Source organism: Colwellia sp. 12G3 (genome assembly GCF_002836775.1).
Lineage (GTDB): Bacteria > Pseudomonadota > Gammaproteobacteria > Enterobacterales > Alteromonadaceae > Colwellia.
In genome coordinates, this window is the sequence record NZ_PJAQ01000068.1 from 1 (window position 1) to 21,146 (window position 21,146).

The 21,146-nt window shown below is 37.9% G+C and carries 14 protein-coding genes and 3 pseudogenes; 7 read left to right on the plus strand and 10 right to left on the minus strand.

The window, feature by feature from the left end:
• Positions 1-522 precede the first annotated feature (522 nt).
• Positions 523-3,657 carry a S8 family serine peptidase gene (locus tag CXF71_RS17685; protein WP_101234272.1) on the plus strand — a complete coding sequence of 1,045 codons (3,135 nt, stop codon included), beginning with the start codon at positions 523-525 and terminating at the stop codon, positions 3,655-3,657.
• Positions 3,658-4,328: 671 nt separating this feature from the next.
• Here the strand turns inward: CXF71_RS17685 and CXF71_RS17690 are convergent.
• On the minus strand, positions 4,329-4,850 hold the full coding sequence (locus CXF71_RS17690; protein WP_101234273.1) for a PEP-CTERM sorting domain-containing protein: 522 nt from the start codon (positions 4,848-4,850) through the stop codon (positions 4,329-4,331).
• A 390-nt stretch (positions 4,851-5,240) separates the two neighbouring features.
• Between CXF71_RS17690 and CXF71_RS17695 the strand changes: the two genes are divergently transcribed.
• Complete coding sequence (locus CXF71_RS17695) at positions 5,241-5,726, plus strand: DUF4124 domain-containing protein (protein WP_101234274.1); 486 nt, start codon at positions 5,241-5,243, stop codon at positions 5,724-5,726.
• Positions 5,727-5,830: 104 nt separating this feature from the next.
• Here the strand turns inward: CXF71_RS17695 and clpB are convergent, their stop codons facing one another.
• The 3 genes from clpB to rluD all read right to left on the minus strand — a co-directional run bounded on the left by clpB (position 5,831) and on the right by rluD (position 10,414).
• Entirely contained in the window at positions 5,831-8,407 is a 2,577-nt protein-coding gene (gene clpB / locus CXF71_RS17700; RefSeq protein WP_101234275.1) for an ATP-dependent chaperone ClpB, read from the minus strand.
• A 137-nt stretch (positions 8,408-8,544) separates the two neighbouring features.
• Positions 8,545-9,459, minus strand: a complete 915-nt coding sequence (gene pgeF, locus CXF71_RS17705; protein ID WP_101234276.1) for a peptidoglycan editing factor PgeF — start codon at positions 9,457-9,459, stop codon at positions 8,545-8,547.
• Positions 9,437-10,414, minus strand: a complete 978-nt coding sequence (gene rluD / locus CXF71_RS17710) for a 23S rRNA pseudouridine(1911/1915/1917) synthase RluD (protein WP_101234277.1) — start codon at positions 10,412-10,414, stop codon at positions 9,437-9,439. Before rluD ends, pgeF begins: the two co-directional genes overlap by 23 nt.
• 174 nt (positions 10,415-10,588) lie before the next feature.
• Here rluD and CXF71_RS17715 point away from each other — a divergent pair, with 174 nt between their 5' ends.
• The gene (locus CXF71_RS17715) at positions 10,589-11,347 is read left to right on the plus strand and encodes an outer membrane protein assembly factor BamD (protein ID WP_101234278.1); all 759 of its coding nucleotides are present in this window, start codon (positions 10,589-10,591) and stop codon (positions 11,345-11,347) included.
• Positions 11,348-11,963: 616 nt separating this feature from the next.
• On the opposite strand, the pseudogene CXF71_RS17720 reads toward CXF71_RS17715, so the two are convergent.
• A pseudogene (locus CXF71_RS17720) lies at positions 11,964-12,206 on the minus strand (transposase); the annotation flags it as partial.
• Positions 12,207-12,687: 481 nt separating this feature from the next.
• On the opposite strand from CXF71_RS17720, the gene CXF71_RS17725 reads away from it, so the two are divergent.
• Positions 12,688-13,422, plus strand: a complete 735-nt coding sequence (locus CXF71_RS17725; protein WP_101234279.1) for a PEP-CTERM sorting domain-containing protein — start codon at positions 12,688-12,690, stop codon at positions 13,420-13,422.
• 346 nt (positions 13,423-13,768) lie between these two features.
• On the opposite strand, the pseudogene CXF71_RS21975 reads toward CXF71_RS17725, so the two are convergent.
• The 3 genes and pseudogenes from CXF71_RS21975 to CXF71_RS17735 all read right to left on the minus strand — a co-directional run bounded on the left by CXF71_RS21975 (position 13,769) and on the right by CXF71_RS17735 (position 16,814).
• Positions 13,769-14,419: pseudogene (locus tag CXF71_RS21975) on the minus strand (IS4 family transposase).
• A gap of 33 nt (positions 14,420-14,452) precedes the next feature.
• The gene (locus tag CXF71_RS21980; protein WP_442871942.1) at positions 14,453-14,773 is read right to left on the minus strand and encodes a transposase domain-containing protein; all 321 of its coding nucleotides are present in this window, start codon (positions 14,771-14,773) and stop codon (positions 14,453-14,455) included.
• 154 nt (positions 14,774-14,927) lie between these two features.
• Positions 14,928-16,814 (minus strand): S8 family serine peptidase, encoded by a 1,887-nt coding sequence (locus CXF71_RS17735; RefSeq protein ID WP_232771538.1) that lies wholly within the window; start codon positions 16,812-16,814, stop codon positions 14,928-14,930.
• Between the two features lie 352 nt (positions 16,815-17,166).
• Here CXF71_RS17735 and CXF71_RS21450 point away from each other — a divergent pair.
• A pseudogene (locus CXF71_RS21450) lies at positions 17,167-17,721 on the plus strand (IS1595 family transposase); the annotation flags it as partial.
• A gap of 51 nt (positions 17,722-17,772) precedes the next feature.
• Here the strand turns inward: CXF71_RS21450 and glnB are convergent.
• Positions 17,773-18,111, minus strand: coding sequence for a nitrogen regulatory protein P-II (gene glnB, locus CXF71_RS17745; protein ID WP_011044661.1), 339 nt, complete (start codon positions 18,109-18,111; stop codon positions 17,773-17,775).
• A gap of 150 nt (positions 18,112-18,261) precedes the next feature.
• On the opposite strand from glnB, the gene nadE reads away from it, so the two are divergent.
• Together nadE and CXF71_RS17755 are read left to right on the plus strand one after the other, a co-directional pair.
• Complete coding sequence (gene nadE, locus CXF71_RS17750; protein WP_101234281.1) at positions 18,262-19,107, plus strand: ammonia-dependent NAD(+) synthetase; 846 nt, start codon at positions 18,262-18,264, stop codon at positions 19,105-19,107.
• A gap of 92 nt (positions 19,108-19,199) precedes the next feature.
• Positions 19,200-19,841, plus strand: a complete 642-nt coding sequence (locus tag CXF71_RS17755) for a GspH/FimT family pseudopilin (RefSeq protein WP_101234282.1) — start codon at positions 19,200-19,202, stop codon at positions 19,839-19,841.
• A 34-nt stretch (positions 19,842-19,875) separates the two neighbouring features.
• Here CXF71_RS17755 and CXF71_RS17760 read toward each other — a convergent pair whose 3' ends face one another.
• The gene (locus tag CXF71_RS17760) at positions 19,876-20,991 is read right to left on the minus strand and encodes an ABC transporter substrate-binding protein (RefSeq protein ID WP_101234283.1); all 1,116 of its coding nucleotides are present in this window, start codon (positions 20,989-20,991) and stop codon (positions 19,876-19,878) included.
• Positions 20,992-21,146 lie beyond the last annotated feature (155 nt).

The window sequence follows — 21,146 nt, forward strand, 5'->3', positions numbered from 1 at the left end:
CCGTTGATGATTCATTTTGCGTGAACCCTTTGGAACTGGAGCGCATTATAGAGAGTGTTAGCTTTAGTACAAGGACTAATTCACCCTTTTTGTTTGTTTGCACAGTAAACACACAACCTATGATACTTCCTACACACAATTAAGTAAGCGTCAGTTTTTTTTACAATAAATTAACAAGATTCACATCTTATCAACAAGCAGGGTAAATAACTTAAAATACAATAAGATAACAAAAGATTTGCATGTGAATATTTAAAATAAGACAGATAACATGACTGTAATTGCAATATATCCACATAAATATGTAAATATTTTTTACAATAACGACTGTAATCTTAATGAAAATATCTTCTAGTTCCCCTCTAACCCCCAGCATGCCTTAATTGTTAACATTATTGCAACAAAGGCATTATTATTGCTTATGAATAACACTCGCTATTTTTCATTCAGCTTTGCTAATGAAGATAAAGAAAGTGTAATAAATATGCACAGCGAAGATATAACAATAAATCGGAGATAAACATGCATTTCAAGAAATCCATAATAGGGAGTCTGATTACATTAGCTTTTACAGCTGCTGCGTCTAACGCTGCTGTTGCTAACGAAGTTACTGGTGATATCAGTAAATTCAAATCAGCAGGTAATGAAGTAAGTACTTCGAAACAAGCTACTAACTTTATTGTTCAATTAAAAGGTAATACTGCAATTACCCAAGCCCAAGATATTGGTGAACTTTTACCAAGCAATCAACTAGTCGCTAATACAGGTAATCGTTATAACGCTTACACGCCTGCAATGAAGGCTTATACACAGGCAATGGAAAATAAGCAGAAACAAGTTGCTGCTTCAATTGATTCAATCAAAATATTGCACTCTTTCAAACATACCTATAACGGTTTTACAGCGAAACTTAATGCTAAGCAAAAACAGCAATTAGAAGCTCATCCTGACGTTCTTGGTGTATGGGAAGATAGATTAGAAATTATTAACACAGCTAATACCCCTGAATTTCTTGGTTTAACAGGTCCTGGTGGTCAACACACCATGAATGTTAAAGGTGAAGGCGTTATTATTGGTATTATCGATACGGGTATCTGGCCTGAAAACCCAAGCTTTGCTGATGATGGTTCATATTCGAATGCTGCCGAACTTGGTTGGCAGGGTGCTTGTGATACCGGTACAGATGCCGAGTTCACTTGTAATAATAAATTAATTGGTGCTCGTTACTTCGGGGACAGCTTTAGTTCACAACACACCATTCAATATGCATTAGGTGAATTTGATTCTCCACGTGATGCTGATGGTCACGGTAGTCATACGGCAAGTACTGCTGGTGGTAATGAAGGCGTAGCAGCAATTCTTTCTGGCGCTGCTGCTGGCACAGTTTCAGGTATGGCACCTCGTGCACGTATCGCAGCTTATAAAGCATGTTGGAACAGCGATTATGAGACCCCAGAAGGTGCAAAAGAAGCAGGTTGTTTCTATGGCGATACTATGGCAGCAATTGATGCTGCGGTAACTGATGGTGTTGATGTTATCAACTACTCAATTGGCGGTAGTAAAACTGACTTAACTATTCCATCAACAGCTGCAATGTTAAATGCTGCTGCTGCTGGTGTATTTGTTTCAGTATCTGCAGGTAATAGTGGTCCAGATAAAGAAACGGTTGGTACTCCTGCTCCATGGGTAACCAGTGTAGCTGCATCGACTTACAATGGTACTTCGACAATCATCGGCAAAGCACTTGATATTACCACTGGCGCTCTTGCAGGTTCTTCATTGATGTCTGTGCCTGCTGGATTTGTTCCAGCAGCTGCGAACCTTGCTGGTGAATTAGTTCTAGCTGAGCCAGTTGTGGCTTGTGATGCAACGCCTCTAACTAATGGTCCTGATTTAGCAGGTAAAGTTGCTTTAATCGCTCGTGGTGCATGTGCTTTTACTGAAAAATTCATGAATGCACAAAATGCTGGAGCTATTGGTGTAATTGTTTATACCACAGAAGGCACTTCACCATTCTCGATGGGTGGTACTGATCCTGCCGTAGTTACTCCAGGTTCAATGATATCATTTGAAGATGGTCAAGCACTAACAGCAAGTATACTAGCTGAAAGTACTTCAATTATTTTCACTGATAACGCAGCTTCAGGTGAAGCTGTTGAAGTAGGTAATACTATTGCATCATTCTCATCACGTGGTCCAAACCTAAACACTTACGATATTATCAAACCTGATATTACCGCCCCTGGTGTTAAAATATTAGCTGCAACAACTTCAGCTCCTATGTTTGGTACGCAAGGTGAAACATTTAAATACCTACAAGGTACTTCAATGTCTAGCCCACATATAGCTGGTTTAGCTGCATTATTTAAAGAGTCGAATAGCTCTTGGACCCCTGCACAAATTAAATCTGCAATGATGACAACTGCTCGTCAAGATTTAACTAAAGAAGATGGTACTACACAAGCTGACCCATATGATTTTGGTTCTGGTCATGTAGCACCAGTTTCAGCGTTAGATCCAGGTCTATTATTTGATACTAATCTTGCTGATTATTTAGCATTCCTTTGTGGTCAAGACAAAGAAACATTTGTTTCTGGTTACGGTACTACTTGTGCTGAGTTAACAACTAACGGTTTCAGTACTGATGCGAGTCAATTGAACTTACCTTCAATTGCAATTGCTGAGTTACTTGAAGATGAAACTATATTCAGAACAGTTACTAATGCAACTTCTTTTGGCTCTTCTTACACTGCAACAATTGAAGCACCTGCTGGTTTTAACGTTAGCGTTCAAACTTTTGATGTAGATGGTAATGAAACACCTACTTCTACATTAGATGTAGCTGCTGAAGGCGGTAAAGCAAGCTTTGCATTAACGTTTAGCAAAACAGATACAACTGAGATTGAAGCATGGAAGTTTGGTGCAATTACGTGGACAGATAGTGCTGGTCACTCAGTACGTTTACCACTAGCAATTAAAGCGGTACCAACAGTTAAAATTGAAGTACCTGAGTTAATCTCTGGTGATCTTAACCGTGGTCGTTTCCGCTTCCCAGTTAAGATGCTTTACTCTGGTACTACAAGTATTTCACATACCGGTTTAGTTGCACCATTTGGAGCAGCTGGTAGCGTAGAACAAGATGCAGATGCTGAATTTAGCTTTAACGAAGCTGGTTTGGGTACGCACTTCTTTAATATCCCAGAAGGTACACAAGTAGCGCGTTTTAGTTTAAGTGACAGCTTAGTAGGTGATGGTTCTGGTGCTGCTGATTTGGATATGTACGTATATCGTTGTGATAAATGGTCATGTACTCAAGTTGCTAATTCATTAAATGCTGGTTCTAACGAGAATGTTATTTTAACTAATCCCGAAGGTCGTAGTGATATTGATGTTGGTGATGTTTATTTAGTATGGGTACACGGTTATAACACTGCAGGTGTCAGCCCTCTAGATTACACTATGGTTGGTTGGGTTGCTGACCAAGCAGATAGCGCTACCCGTGTTATCTCAAGCCGTAGAGCAATTACAGGTCGCTTTAATTACACTACTATATTAACTCGTGGTTTACCTACGGATACTACTTATATGGGTGCAGTAACTTACTTCAACGCCGATGGTGAAGCTGAAGGTACTACTGTACTTGAGTTAAATAATTAGTTGAACACAATATTAAAGGCTAACTCGCTAATTTAGTGACTTAAACTAAGTAATATAAAAAAGCCTTCTTAAAGATAATTTAAGAGGGCTTTTTATTAACTATTTATAAGTATGATTCAAACGTTATTTTTCTGTAAAAGCTTATTACATTATCCTAACTACTATTTATACTACTACAACAGCTCTAGTAAATAAGTTTAAGTAAAGCTTCTCAATACTGCCTTCTGTAATCTATTCCAACAACATTAACGTCATACAGCGCATTACCATACGCAGACTCAGTCCTCACTAGTTAATGAGTATTAAGTCACAGTAAGCTGTCACTTAATAGCTAATAGCAAAACGTCACCATGCTTACCCGTGTATATTTTTAAGCGAGTAACAAGTTTAATGACAGCGTAGACTTAAGGTAAGGCAACTAACTTAAAATGACACTAATGCCTTTAGTGGGCTTAGCTTAATGCTAGTTTGAAAAGCGGATGCATTATAATTATGAAATTAAAAAAGGAATTGATTAAAAGAAAATGAACATCACTCGAAGCTTAAAGCATTCTATGAAAGACAGTAAATAACAGGCACAAAAAAGGCCTTACCGAAGTAAAGCCTTTTTGTATTATTTTAATCGCTAGCCCAAATAATATAAGCCGCTATTTACAACTAACAGTTTTAAATTAGCTATTTTTACGACGTGCAGCTAAACCTGCAACAGCAGTTAAAAACAATACTAATGTAGCAGGCGTAGGAACAACAGTAGTATTCCCAAAAGCTAAAGTACCAGTAGTAACTAAACTAGCATCAGCATTATCGAAGAACGAATATGTAAAACCTGCAGTTGGATCATAACCATCGATGAAGCCAGAAAAGCTAAGGCTACTAAATAAAGTAACATCGAAATCAAGTGACTCAATACCTGCAGAAATGTTATCTAAATCAACAAAAGCTGAAAATAAGTCCGCAGAAGTATCAGCCTCATAACCGTAAAAAGTGAATGATTCCCAAACAGATACCATTCCCCAATTATCAATCGTATCTAAGCTAATTGTTATATTACCAATAACTTCAAATTCATCAACGGTATCAAGCGCAGAATCGAAAAGAATATCTTGACTGATTAAAGTTGCATTAGCTGCACCAGTAAAACTTAACGCAAGAGAGATTGACAAAAAAGCGTTTAAAATTAATTTATTTAACATGTTACTTCCTATTTATAATATGGCTATTTTATTTTTGTAGTATTAATAGCGGTAAGCTTAAAGGAATATTCATAAAGCATTAAACCAATACCGACATTACTGTAGATAAAGCAATAATCACGCCCAAATATAATTAGATAACAATTACAGCTACATACCACTAAACAAACAAATAATTTACCTTTAATTAACAACAAGGATGATGAGTGTAAAAAAAACTGACACCTTACTTTGTAAGGCCGTAAAATTAACAAATTGTTATTAGATTAATAATTTGCTAGCTTATGGTCATAAAAATTAAAGCTATACTTACTTCTGCCAACATGGATTGGTATATTAGCTATGCTATTCGTTGTACTATTACCTATAAGTTATCAATAAGGCTTTTCTATGAGCATAAAAAAATTATCTTTCACTGCAGCACTATTAACTGGCGCACTACTCACCTCATCAATCGTTAATTGTGTAAATGCAAAAGAAATTGCTATTTATCGTTGGGTTGATAACAATAACGTCGTTCATTTTAGCCAAAATCTTCCGAAAAATGATGAGTATAAAGAATTTAGTACTATTTCATCTTATAAAGCTTTGTCTAAAGCCGAAAGAAAAATGATTGCAGAACAGGATAAAGCTAATAAAAAAGTTGAAGATCAAGAAAAACAGTTAGATGAAGTTACCGCTAAAAATAAAGCACTCTATGAAAAAAACTGTAAAGCCGCCAAGCTTAATATTAAAATGTTAAACTCGTTGGATGAAATTCATGTTAGTGAAGAAAAGAGTGATGGCACTATAGGTAGTCGCCCATTAACTCCTGCTGAAAAAGAAGAAAAACTAGCATTAAGTAAAAAGCACGAAGGCCTCTACTGTAGTAAATAGAGAGATTCGTTTTACTTAATCCCACTACCTGCAATGGTAGTTGGATTAAGTAAGTAAGCTAAGTGATATTATTACTTAGCTTATTTCCCAAGTTATCGTTAAGATTACTTACCTGAAAAGGCTAATTTCCCGTCGACAACACCCACCTCAATTGTGCTACCCTTAGCAAAATAATTACCCAGTATTTTTTGTGCTAATGGATTTTCAACACCTTGCTGAATTGCACGTTTTAGCGGTCTTGCTCCAAATATAGGATCAAATCCAGCCGTAGCAATTAACGAGAGTGCTTCTTCATTTATAGCTAAATTTAAATCTTGCTCGATTAAACGATCCGCCAAGGCTTTAATTTGTATTTTTGCAATTTGCTTAATTTGCTCTGCAATAAGTGGATGGAAAACTACTGACTCATCCACACGATTAATAAATTCAGGTTTAAAGTGCTGACCTAATATATTCATTACTTGCACTTTCATTTCCTGATACTGACTATCACCCTCAAATTCTTGAATGATATCTGAGCCAATATTTGAGGTCATGATGATCACGGTATTTTTAAAGTCTACTGTTCGACCTTGTCCATCAGTTAATCGACCATCATCAAGCACTTGTAATAATATATTAAATACATCTGGATGAGCTTTTTCTATTTCATCGAGCAATATTACTGAATAAGGTTTTCTACGTACCGCTTCAGTTAAATAACCGCCCTCTTCATAGCCAACATAACCAGGAGGTGCTCCTACTAAGCGCGCAACTGAATGCTTCTCCATAAACTCTGACATATCCACACGAATTAATGCATCTTGTGAGTCAAATAAAAACTCTGCAAGCGCTTTGGTTAATTCAGTTTTACCAACCCCCGTTGGCCCTAAGAACAAAAAGGATCCTATGGGCTGATTTGGATCACTTAAACCTGCACGAGAACGTCTAATTGCATTAGACACTGAAGTTACCGCTTCATGTTGACCAATGACATTCTGATGTAAATCATCTTCCATATGCAGTAATTTATCACGCTCTTGTTCCAACATTTTAGCAATAGGAATACCGGTAGCGCGACTAAGAACATCAGCTATTTCAACTTCGGTAACTTTGTTTGCTAATAAAGTCATTTCTTGCATTTCAGCTTGGCTAGCTAAGTCTAATTGCTTCTCTAGTTCAGGTAATCTTCCGTACTGTAGTTCAGACATGCGATTTAAATCGCCTGTTCTTCTTGCCGCTTCAAGCTCAATTCTTGCCTGTTCAAGCTCTTCTTTTATCGTGTGAGCACCATAAAGCGCCGCTTTTTCTGTGGTCCAAACTTCATTTAACTCATCATATTTTTGCTGTTTTTCAGAAATCTGCTCAGAAATGATTGCTAAACGCTTGATAGTCGCTTCATCTTCATCTTTTTCTAACGCCCTTTGTTCAAGTTTTAATTGAATTAAGCGTCGTTCGAGTCTATCTAGATCTTCAGGTTTAGAGTCCATTTGTAAACGAATACTTGAGGCCGCTTCATCAATGAGATCAATCGCTTTATCAGGTAATTGTCTATCACTTATATAGCGGTGAGATAACGTTGCAGCTGCCACAATAGCGGGATCAGTAATATTTACCGAATGATGTAGTTCATAACGCTCTTTTAAACCACGTAAAATAGCAATAGTATCTTCCACACTAGGCTCTTCTACCAATACCTTTTGAAAACGTCGCTCAAGCGCAGCATCTTTTTCAATGTATTTACGATATTCATCAAGCGTAGTGGCCCCTACACAATGTAAATCACCACGCGCTAACGCGGGTTTTAACATATTACCGGCATCCATAGCACCGTCTGACTTACCAGCACCGACCATAGTATGTAATTCATCAATAAATAAAATGACTTGTCCTTCTTCTTTGGCCAATTCATTCAAAACAGCTTTTAAACGCTCTTCAAACTCACCCCTATATTTTGCTCCCGCAATAAGGCTGCCCATATCCAGTGATAATACCCGCTTATTTTTCAACCCCTCTGGTACTTCATTATTTACGATGCGCTGAGCTAAACCTTCAACTATCGCCGTTTTACCGACCCCTGGTTGTCCTATTAACACTGGATTATTTTTAGTACGTCGTTGTAATACTTGTAAAGTCCGGCGGATCTCATCATCTCGACCGATAACAGGATCGAGTTTTCCTTGCTTAGCAAGTTCAGTTAAATCAATGGTATACTTATTTAAGGCTTGGCGTACATCCTCTGCATTTTGCTCTTCAACATTTTGACCACCACGGATATGATCTATTGCCGACTTTATCCGTTGTTGATTTGCGCCTAATTCAGCGAGCATTTGTCCTAAAGAGCCTTTATCATCGATAGCAGCGAGTAAAAACATTTCTGATGATATGAATTTATCTGACATTTTTTGCGCATGTTTATCGCAAAGGTTTAAAATTCGACCTGAGGCTGCTGATAATTGCACATCGCCAGCGCTGTCTTGCACTTGGGCGAGTGAACTTAACGCTTCTTCAAGTTTTTGACGCAAAGAGCGCACATCAACACCAGCACTCTTCAATAAGGCAATAACTGAATTTCCATTTTGATTCAGTAACGCCATCATTAAATGGACGGGTTCGATAAACTGATGATCCTTGCCAAGGGCAAGTGATTGCGCATCGGCAATGGATTCTTGAAATGATTGGGTAAAACGATCTAATCTCATTTTATATCTCCTAGATTTTTCCTATAACACATAGTTAAGTTATAGGGCTAAAAGATTATTTTTCAATGAAATTTAAAGATATGATTGATATAAAACAATAACGAGTACGTTAAATACGCTAGTTAAATAACAAACAACTAACGTCGACAGATTACACTCGCCATACGACCCGTTATTTGCTCTTTGCGATAGGAATAATATTTTTCTGTTGTGTGGTAAGTACATTCTTCAAGATTAGCAATGACAGTGACACCTAAAGACTCTAGTTGTCGTCTAGCTATTTGCTGTAAATCGGCTAGGTACTTGCCATTTTCTTGCTTTAAAAAAGCATTATTAAAAGTCTGGTCTTGCTGAGTAAATGCCTGTTTAACGTCACCACCCACTTCAAAAGCATCTTTGCCAATACACGGTCCAAGCCAAGCGACAATATCAGCCGGTTTGCTGCGCATACCTTCTATTGTCTTAGCTATAATATTAGCAACTAACGGCCGCCAACCACCATGAATTGCAGCAATCTCAATACCTGCCCTATGACTTAATAGTATGGGTAAGCAGTCGGCTGTCATTATTGCTAAAGCAATATTTTTCTGACGAGTGATACTAGCATCGGCAATCATAGGTTGTTCATCTACACTAGTCACTGTCACTACTTTATTACCGTGAACTTGTTCTAGCCACTGAATTTTTAGCTCTGCAACTAGTTTTTTATTGGGCAAAGCAGAGTTAGTTGATAGTTGTTGGCTAATAAAGTGTTTTAGCTCGTTACGATTGGCAATTACTCGCTCAGCATTATCGCCAACATGTAAGCCTAAGTTAAAGCTATTAAAAGGTGATTCTTCACTGACTAACGTTTTAATTTCAAACGGGGGAGCAGCTGAAACTTGATCATTTAGGGCTAGTGCTTTTGTTTGTTGAAGAGGAAAACGTGTTGTTTGTAGAGCGAGGACTTTATCATCGAGTGCATCCGATGGATAAAGTGGCCATTTTACCAACTCAAAAGTAGTGTTGGTAAAATTAGCCGGTTTATTATTATAAATATTCGTCTTGGGCATTAAGCTTGGTATCTTCTTGAAGCAGTTCAATTAGCTCAACAAAGTCTTCTGGTAAGTCTGCATGCCAAGTCATTTCCTCTCCCGTTATAGGATGGAACAAAGATAACATAGCCGCATGTAAAGCTTGGCGTTTAAAGGCACGTAACTTCATTAATAACGCTTCAGTTGAGTTTTTTGGTGGACGGGGACGACCGCCATAAACAGGGTCACCTACTAACGGATGCGTTATATAAGACATATGAACACGGATTTGGTGTGTTCTACCTGTTTCTAAACGTAATCGTAAACGTGTATGTAAACGATATTTCTCCATCACTCGGTAATGTGTTACCGAAGGTCGGCCAATAAAAGACACAGCCATTTGCGTACGCTTAGTAGAATGACGACCAATAGGCTCATCAACTAAACCGCCAGCAGTCATTACACCATTTGCTACGGCTTCATATTCACGCGTGATCTCACGTAACTGAAGAGCTTCAACTAAGTTAGTTTGCGCTGGAATAGTTTTAGCCACTACCATCAAACCAGTAGTATCTTTATCAAGACGATGAACAATACCGGCTCTTGGTACTACGCTGAGTTGAGGATAGTGATGTAACAATGCATTGAGCAAAGTTCCATCCGGATTACCCGCACCAGGATGAACAACTAAACCTACAGGTTTATTTATTACTAAAATATGCTCATCTTCATAAACGATATTTAACGGGATATTTTGTGCTTCAAAACGTATTTCGTCTTCAACGGTTGCATTGATTTCAATCTCTTCGCCGCCATACATTTTCTCACGAGGAATAATTAAAACTTCTCCATTTACTCTCACTTGTCCGGCAACAATCCAATCTTTTAACCGTGATCGTGAATAATCAGGAAACATTATCGCTATTGTCTGGTCAAACCGTTTACCTAAACATGACTCAGGCACTATATCTTTATGTTGAATGATTTCTGACATTAAATTCTCTTTTAACTGGTTTAAACCTAGCGAATTAATCAAATTACCATTTGCACTGTGCAAGGTAAGATTGCTAGGGTAGAATGCATATTCTTAAATATAGAAACATTTTACCCGTTTACGTGGTGGTTTGATATTTATTTTAATTAAAACAAAGTAGCGATAATAAATTTCATGGCAAAATTGACAGTAAAAATTATTTTAACCGTTCTAGCATTGGCTCTAACTGGTTGTTCATCCTCTCAAGATGACATAGAGAAAGTTCCTGATAAATCAGCACAAGCGTTATTTGTTGATGCGAGGTCTGCACTTGATAATGGTTTGTACCAAAAAGCCATTCAAATATTGGGAGCTATTGATTCACGCTTTCCATTTGGTCCTATCTCTCACCAAGTACAGCTTGATTTAATTTATGCTTACTATAAAAGTGGAGATGCAGCGCAGGGCATTGCGCTAACTGATAGGTTTTTACGCCTAAACCCTAATAACTCAAATATTGATTACGTTTATTACATGCGTGCACTTATCAATATATCTACCGAAGAAAACTTATTTCAAGATATGGCCGGCATTGACCGTACCGATCGAGATCCTGAAGCTTCACGTAGTGCTTTTAATGATTTTAAGAAAATAATTACTGAATTTCCAGATAGTAAATATGCTGCAGATTCACGTAAACGTATGATTTCAATAAAATCTCGCCTTGCACAATATGAAATTGCAGTCGCTAAATATTATATCAAACGTGAAGCTTATGCTTCAGCAGCTAATCGCGGACGTTATGTGGTTGAATATTTCGCACCTAGCCCTGAAATAGAACAAGCACTTGAAATAATGATTGAGTGTTACGATAAGCTAGGACTAAAAGATTTACATAAAAATGCAATGCAGGTACTTGCTGCTAACTACCCAAACAACAAATTAGTTAACTAATAGTCATTTATAAAATCGGTTCTCAGAGCACTGATTTTAATTAAAAAAGCTAAATTACCTAGGTAATTTAGCTTTTTTGTTTCTGTACGCTAACACCGACTAGCAAACTTAACTGTCAGCTATTTTTACAACTACTTAATACTAACAAGCAATATGCTTTTAAATAGTAAAGTCGTGCTTGATATTGGCTATAAGGCTACACCAGTACTTTTCAACCGCAGTAATATCAAAATCACACCAAACAGCATTAATAAGCTGGCTCTTGGTTCAGAGATGACAGTCGTACCATCATCAAGAATAGGGTCATGTGCATAAAGTGATATATGAGAAATAACATGTCCGCAGGACCAATTAAAAGTACAGGATAAATTATATACCCGTGACCATTCGAAATGAATATTTCAGTGGGAGGTAAAAACGATTAAAACAAGGCATTGATTGCAGAGAATGGTTGTTCCATTCTCAAAATCAATAACGACGTATCAATCGTTTTTAGCCCCATCACAGAAACGCTTGAGCAAAATCATTTTATTGTTGCGCCAAAGAAATAGGGATGGCCATGATTTAATTGACGCGCCTCAAACTGGCATTGCTCAAGCACTCTGAATCGAGCATTTTGATCTCGTTTAAAGTGCTTTTTGACAAATTTATCCACGCTGAAATGACAAATACTGTCGACCACTTCCATTGTAATAAGCCCTGATTTTTTATCCTAGCTTTGACAAGCGATTAGCACATTATTTTTTCCTGCTGCGCCACGACCTCGTTTGCCTTTTTGTCTACCGTCAACAAACGCATCATCTAGCTCTATAGTGCCACTTAGTTGATACAAACTATCTCTATGCCCCATCGCGTTTCTAAATCATTAACGAATGCTCAGAGCTTGCATAAATTACTCATTATATTGCTTTGGAAAAGCTTAAAACCCTGATTTTAGCAAGTGACCTAGTTTAGCGCTGATATAGGAGTAAACAGGGCTGACAAAAATAATGACTACGAAATTCAAGGTGTAAAAAATGAAATAGAGAGTTTGTAATGTTAACTTATTTTAACTTATTTTAAAAAATAGGATTAATTTCTTTAACTATTTATACCAATCAGTGGTTAGAACTCTAGTGATAAAGTGTCCATTTTTTTTACACTGCTATCGCACACGTGAATTGGTTGCTTTTCAACCAACTAATAAATAAAGCTAAAAAATAATAGGTATGTAATATGCACGTATTTAGCGTGTGCACAGCCGTTAAAATAAGCTTGGTGCATACACTTACTTCTTAACAATAACGTGAGAATAATCTCTTTTGAATTTATATATTGGGATTGTTAATAAGGAATTTACTATGAGAATATTTACAAGATTTACTAGGTTTATAAGCATAGTGTTTATTGCGCTTGCTAGTTTTTCCTACACAGCTCAAGCAACATTGATTATTGAGTTGGATACGATCTTTGCAGAAGATGGCGGCGGATTAAAGCCCACACCTGCGGGTAGCGCTCCATGGTTGACAGCAACCTTTGAAAATTATGGGATTGATGGAGATACGGTTAGGTTAACAATGGAAAGTAATCTGGGTGGCGATGACTTTGTTGGTGGTTGGTATTTTAATCTGGATCCGCTTCTTAGCGCTGTTGATTTGACCTTTAATCGAGTTGATGTGGGGTCAACCTCTGGACTTGTGCCTGCTGATATTTGGCAAGATGGGCCATACAAGGCTAATGGTGAACATTATTATGATATTTTGTTTGATTTTGTACCTTCAGGCGGAACCAAGTTCGATGGAACCTCTACATTAGTCTACGATATAATGTTCAGTAATTTTAGTTTGTTAGATGAATTAGATTTTGACTTTTTCGGTAGCGGTGGAAAAGATAAAGGGGGACCTTTCAACTCAGCTGCCCATATTCAAGGTCTTGATGGTGGTCTTAGCACTTGGATAGGAGGCGATGGAGAAGCTGGTTGTACTGGTTCTGACTGTGGTGGCGGTGGTGGCGGTCAATCCATTCCTGAACCCAGTATTTTGTTTCTACTTGCGGGTGGCCTAATTGCCTTAAGCTTACGTAAAAAAATTGGTTAACAATTATCGTAATAATAACCAAAAAAAGACACTGCCATGGCAGTAATGCCGTTAACTTAAGGTGAACGGCATTTTTATTTCTAGCATATCGTTGTGGTCTAGGTTTAACTTGTCGAGGAAATTCTCTTTCTCGTCGAGGCGGTAAAATAAGGCTTTCTGCCATATTATAAAAATTCTTTAATTATCTAGGTACTGCTCCAGGCGTGGAATACGGCAAACCAACAAGTAGTCGCATTATGTGTGCTAATGCCCCATTAAAACTCAGCGGATAAGGCAAGTAATTTCCTTTTAACGTATGACACATTTTTACCATTTGATAGCGGAGCATATTATAGGTCAGTAATATTCACCATAACTCTTGTTTCACTAACTCTGGTAGCCGACTCCTGAGTGTTAATCGGTTTCCGAGCTTGTATTGCTTTTGCTCTCGATAACCAAGCTCTATTTCCCAGCGATGCCCGTATAAATCAGCTATATCACACGATGAAAAACGCATTGGGTCAACCATTGAGGTAAGTACATCGTATTGTTTCCTTTTGATTTTACGTGAAACTAGCGTACAACGAGTGTCTCAGGTACTGTAGACCAAAGCTTTCTAGCACTAGGGTAGTACCAACTTGTCATTACGCCCAAGCTTACGAATTTATTCATACTGCACATTCTTTTTAAGTGGAATAAGCCAGTGACGCTCTGCCCCTGTTGATTGCCATTGGTGCAGTAATCCAAGCGAATAGAAGCCCTTATCGAATAGTGTAAGACTATTGCCAGGTGTAGTATCGATGAGCTTTTCTGCCAATATCATTTCATTTACCGTGTAATAATCAAAGGCACTGGCGGTAGTTAGGTGACTGCTTAGCTCTATTTGGCACACCATACGTACTTGAGGATATTGTGTGTTTTGGGGGACAGTAAATGCTTCATTATTCGCTTCAGAGTCAGGGGCTCTGTAAACAACACCATCGACACTCAATAAAGTAAGGCCGTTCCATTGTGGCAAGTTAGCTTGCTCAAAATAATGCGCTTGAGTACATTAAAATAAGGCTTTCATTGCCGCCTCACCTAAATTTTTTCTGCGTTGTGTTAAAGCACTTGGCGCAACAAAATGTTTACCTGTTCGGTCAACGATATCGAGTTGGTTAACAATATCAGCCATTGATTTGTCATTGTAGATAGCCATACCGACAAGTAACCACGCTATAGATTCTAAGGTTAACTTACGTTTTCGCATAGTCACAGTATCAGTTAACGCATAAGCTTCATTGATTAGCTCTAGCGGTAAGAGGTCGGCAAGTGTTTCAACTTGATTAGGTTTCCATTGATTAATGATGTCTAGTGCTTGCGATACTTGCATAAAGTAAAGGCTTCTAAGTAAACTTAGAAGCCTTTATACAGAGTATGGGTGATCGTTCAACCGATCTGTTTTAGCTTAAATAATCAGCATTACTGCCATGGCAGTGTCTTTTTATTTTAAGTGTTTTAATAAAACACTATGTTGTTCGATAGCTTTATTTACGACCTTTTGTCTTTGCCACTAAATTGACTTGAATACTGGTTTGACTCTGATTGCCAGCAGCATCAAAAGCCTTGCTTACAATGGTGTGATATCCTTGCGTCACTTTACGAGTATTCCAACTATAAGACAGTGTAGACTCAGTCGTTTGTGTTTTTAGTTGGCCATCTATATAGAGTTCAATTTTAGTTACTGCGGTGTTGTCTGATGCACTAACATTAATCTCTTGGCTACCGCTTATGTTACTACCGTTAACAAGGTTGGTAATGTTCACAGTAGGTGCTGTGGTGTCTGCGACATCAACTATATTGTCGATAGTCAACCAGTGAGTTGAAGAACTACCTTGATTGCCTGTTGCATCATACGCCTGAGCGGTGAAAGCTACACTACCATCAGCAATATTATTACTGTCAAAGTTAACGCTATATGGCGCGACAGTATCCGTGCCAATTAACATGCCATTGGCATAGATTTTCACTGAACTGACGGCCATATTATCTTGTGCATTGGCGTTGATATTAAAGAGGCCAGATTGAAGACTATTTTCTGTCGGAGAAGATATAGCCACTGTTGGTGCTTGCTGATCAATAGTCGGTGTATTTGCTACCATGGCAACCGCAGCCGCTGCATCAATTCTGCCATGACCATAATAGCTATTAAATGAACCGCCATTTTTGGACTTATCTGCGCTAGTCTCTAAAATATTTTCAAGTTCATCATTACTAAGGTTGGGGTTAGCTGATTTTATCAGTGCTAATGTTGCTGCCGTTGCCGGGCTGGCAAAAGAAGTACCACTGACAGCACCATAACCACCACTCTTGGTCGTGGTCCAGATACCTACTCCAGGCGCTGCAACATCAACACAATTGCCGTAATCTGACCAGCTGGCTTTATTATCAGCACTGTCTGTGGCTGATACTGTGATAATGCTTGGGTTATCGGTACAATTTAAGTTTGCACCGCCGTTGCCTGCTGAAGCAACAACCAAACCACCTTTATTGCGCATGTATTGTGCCGCATTGGTTACTGTTGAACTTGTGCTTACTTTATAGCTAATATTGGCAATGTCAGCGCCGTTGTCAGCTGCCCAAGTTAAGCCATTGGCTACATCGCTCCAATAGGCATAACCCGCACTATCGTTAGTGATACGAATAGGCATAATTGATGCGTGCCAAGCGATAGACGTTACGCCGTTATTATTATCACTTATTGCCGCTACAACACCAGCAACCTGGGTGCCATGACCATTGATGTCATCAGTGTCGTTGTTACGACTAACACTGTTCCAACCGGCAACCATATTGGCTGATAAATCAGTGTGGTTACCGTTAACACCACTATCTAGGATAGCAACGACTACGCCACTGCCCTTGGCAGATTCCCAAGCGGTTGGTAAGTTCATGGTATTAATATGCCAAGCATTATCATAATAAGTATCGTTGGCGATGATTTCGCTTGGTTTGACTAATAAATCTAACTCAGCAAATTCAATGTTAGGGTTATTAGATAATGCTCGGACAATGGCTTGTTCTGCATTTTCCGGTACATTGATGATATGGGTGCGTAATTGATTTAACTTACCTTTAGAGCTAGTCTTATGTTTATCGAGGATTTTTTGAAAGTTTTGCTCTGATAAACCCGGCTGTGGCTGTACTAAAATTTGACCTTTGGCCCAAGCAGCTGAATGTTCTTCAGTCTCGGTACCTGCCGCCGTTGGAAATGATTCGGCCATTTTATTGATTTGATAGGTTTGATATTCATGCCACGCTTGGTAGCCAATAAAAGCGAGCAATAAAACGATCACTCCAGTCAACACAATAAACTTTGGCGACCTCATCTTGGTAGTGAGGCTTGCTGTGAAAATTTCCCGTAGTTTAAACATAATCAATCCCCTTAGTACAATCTTTATGGTGACTATCGCTAACTTTACAATCACCGAAGGGCCCATGCAGATTCAATATTAAGCATTTACAAATAAAGTGTCACGCAGTTGACTTGACTTTTTTTGTAAATGGCTCTACTCGGGCGTTTATGCTATTAATAATAGTCGATATTAGAGCTAATACAACTTCAAAACCGTTTGTCAAACTAGATTAATGACAGTTCCCTTGTAGCAATAATATAAAAATATTCGATACATTACATAGGATACTGAAAAGGTTGGTTTTACTATTAGCTAACAGATTCAGGGCTTCAATGTCGGCGATCAATGATGGGAAAATGCACTAACAAAACCTATTTGTGGCAATGACCATAGTTATGACATTACAAGTCGTGATTTATAAGAGTGTACGCAATGTAAAAAGCAAAACTCAGTTATGGCCGGAACACTTTTTTACCGGAGTAAAATCACCTTAATCCAGTGTTTTATGGCCAGTTACTTTCTTGGCTCAGATAAAGGCAATATATCGGCGTTAAGGTGAAGTAAGCTGATAGAAGTCAATTGGCGAACAGCAAGACTGATTTTAAAGAAACTTACAATGGCTATTGGGCATAGAGATAGTTGGTATCAACTAAGTGGCACAATAGAGTTAGAAGATACGCTCGTTGGCGGTAGACAAAAAGGAAAGTTAGGACGTGGTTCCGCAGGAAAAAATACAATGCGTCTAGTCAGTGAAAGTAAAGATAAAAAAGGGTTTATCGCCATGGCAGTGGTCGATAGTATTAGTTATTTCAGCGTGAATAAATTTGTCAAAAAGCACTTAAAGCAAGGTAAATAAGTTTATTATGATGTATTGCCAACATTAGATATTAATGACCAAACACAAAACTACGAAGTACGAGCAACGGCTTCAAATAATATTGAACCGTTGCTGTGTGTGTAAAACCGAGATACTTTATTAAATCGCTTCTCGATTCTCTTCACCCGTTCTGATACGGATAACACGCTCTACGTCAGTAATAAAAATTTTACCATCGCCAATCTTACCGGTTTGTGCTGTTTCTAAAATAGCATTAACACAGCGCTCTACATCTTCTTTGGCAATAACAATTTCTAATTTCACTTTCGGTAAGAAATCGACCATATACTCGGCGCCGCGATATAATTCAGTATGTCCTTTCTGGCGGCCAAAACCCTTAACCTCAGAAACAGTCATACCTGTAACACCAATTTCGCCAAGGGCTTCTCTTACATCGTCCATTTTAAATGGCTTAATAATCGCTTCAATTTTTTTCATCTGCGTTGCTCGTCAGTTAAAGTTGTATAGATTTAAACAATAAAGATATTACAGCGTGTTTATTGTGATTTAGCAATATCCAATTGGCTTTTAATTTTGTTAAACTAGTGAAAACACCTTACTTTATACTCAAGCCAGCTAGGAATTCTTATGGATCAGCAAACCATCATTGCCGAAATGAAAGTTTTACCTGAAATTGATGTTCAATTTGAAATAAACCGCCGTGTTGCCTTTATCAAAAAACAATTAGTGCAATCAGGACTAAACAATTTAGTGTTGGGCATAAGCGGTGGCGTTGACTCTTCGACTTGTGGTCGATTAGCTCAACTTGCTATTAATGAACTCAATGAGCAACAAGAAGATAATGAACATAGCACTACATACCAATTTATTGCTGTACGTTTACCCTACGGTATTCAAGCAGATGAAGATGACGCTCAGCAAGCGTTAGATTTTATTCAACCTAGTCATTGCTTAACCACCAATGTATTAGCAGGCGCTGATGGCATCCATCGTGAAGTTTTACAAGCGATGAGTAAAGCCGAAATTTTAACGGCTAGCGATGCCCAAATAGATTTTTCGAAGGGCAATGTTAAGGCTAGAGCTCGTATGGTCAGTCAATATCATATCGCTGGAATTATTGGTGCTTTAGTAATAGGTACTGATCATAGTGCAGAAAACATTACTGGATTTTTCACTAAATGGGGTGATGGAGCTTGTGATTTAGCGCCACTTTTTGGTTTATCAAAAAGGCAAGTTAGAGCGATTGCAAAGGAACTTGGTGCACCCAGTATTTTAGTAGAAAAAGCCCCTACCGCTGATTTAGAAGAACTTGAACCCGGTAAAACAGATGAAGATGCCTTAGGTATTAGCTATGACCAATTAGATAACTTCTTGGAAGGTAAACAAGTCACTACAGCCGTTAGCGAACATATAATAAATATCTATAAAAAAACTCAACATAAAAGACAAACAATACCAACAATTTATGATTAAACGTTTATTGAAGGCCTGTTAATACTTAGCTAAATCCATTTTTATTATCTATAACTGAATAACACAGGGCAGTTAATAAAAATGGATTTTTTATGCATCATACTCAGCCGCATTACTATACCCAAAAAACAACGATAACCTCTACTTCTGATAGCCAATCAAAGCAATGTAAGATAAACCTATGCCAAGGCATGACACTGATTGAACTAATGGTCAGTATAGGAATTACCTCTATACTTACTACAATTGCTTTGCCTAGTTTTAATGATTTTATTGTTCGATTACGGGTCGACAATGAGATTTCACGTCTTGGCCGTTTATTACTCACCGCACGCAATCACTCTATTAGTAGCGAAAGTAACGTCATTATCTGTCCCATAGCAGATAATGGTACATGCTCGGTAAATTGGCATGAGCAGCTTAGTGTATTTATAGATAACAATGGCAATCAGCAATTTGATAGCGCTGAAGGTGAACTACTCATAGCAACAAAAAGCCCTGTAATCTCCGGGGATATACTAAAATACGCAACCAATAGAACCAAAATAACGTATCAGGCAACTGGCCATTTATTTGGTTTAAGCAATGGCACATTACGCTATTGCCCGAAAGGACATGAAGAGAAATCAAGGGCTATTGTAGTAGCGCGGTCAGGAAGATTTTATGCAACCACTGATAGCAATAATGATGGTTATGATGAAACACGGAGTAATCAGATAATTAGCTGTGATTAACTAACATAATTGCTATAACAAGATTTAGACTGCGTTAATTTTTATTCACCGTTAGGGGATTGAAAGCCTTAGCCAGATTTTCTACGGTGAAAGTTAAAGGCATTGTTGATGACAGACTAAATCGTGAAAAATCATAATAATCTAGCTTTTTATGACTTAATCTATCAGTGAAATTAATATAATGTGGACTTAAACTCGACTCAAATATGTCAATCACTTGGTGCCTTTTATCAAGAGTAAGACTATTACTATCAATATCTTTGAGCATAGCTAAAGACTTTGCACCTAACGCTACATGCCCACCAAAAGATAAATTCACCGGGTAATGCATATCGTCTACATCCCAATTAATACCACCGATGATAATTGGATGATCAATATTAGCCGCTAACAGTGCCTTTTTTGCCCCAAAGGCCATAGAATCGTTAGCTGTCCAAATGATATCAATCTTAGCTTGTTGCAAAATACCTTTTACTTTTTCATAACTTTGTTTCTTAGACCAGTTAGCGACTGTGCTATCAACAAGTTGTACCGACTTGTTAGCTTTTATAACATCTAATAACCCTCTTTCTCGCTCAAGAGATGCCGGTGTAGTGTAGTCCCCTTGCATGGCAAGCACATTGATTAATGGCTCAACATTGGCACTATTATCCTGTAATTTATTTTGCGAGCTATAGAGTGCAATCAAACCATTGAGTAGTTTTTTTCCTGCATTATAATTATTGGGGATAACGCTGCCTTTTAATAAAGATTTTTCTTTAGCCGACAACAATGCTAGATCTTTATCATTTAAATTATTCAACAGCATAAAACTTGCTATATCGCGACTAGCGAGCTGCTTAATAATATTTAACGCTATGCCTTTTTCATTGACTAAAACAACATATTTAGGCTGGTGTTCTGCTATTTCGTCCACTAATGACTTCATTAGAATATGATTACGATAAGCATATACAGTAACCAACTCAATATCTAAATCTACAGCCGCGGCGTCCATAAATTGAGTTACATTTACCCAAAAATTACCGGTAGCGTTTTCCTCTGGAAAACCTGGATTTAAAAAAACGACTTTAAAGCTTTTAGCGAGACTATAATCTGGCTGACATAGCAGAGCTAATAAGAATACCCATTTTAATAAATTTTTATGCATAGAAGTCTCTCATTTTATATTGGGAGCTGCTCTATCAAGCTTAGCTCACTTTCAATATAGACCTACTACCCTGCACTTTCATTCCCACTTTTAATTTTCAATTCCCTTAGGGGGGAAATGATTAAACTCACTGAAACATAAACTTCTTATAAATC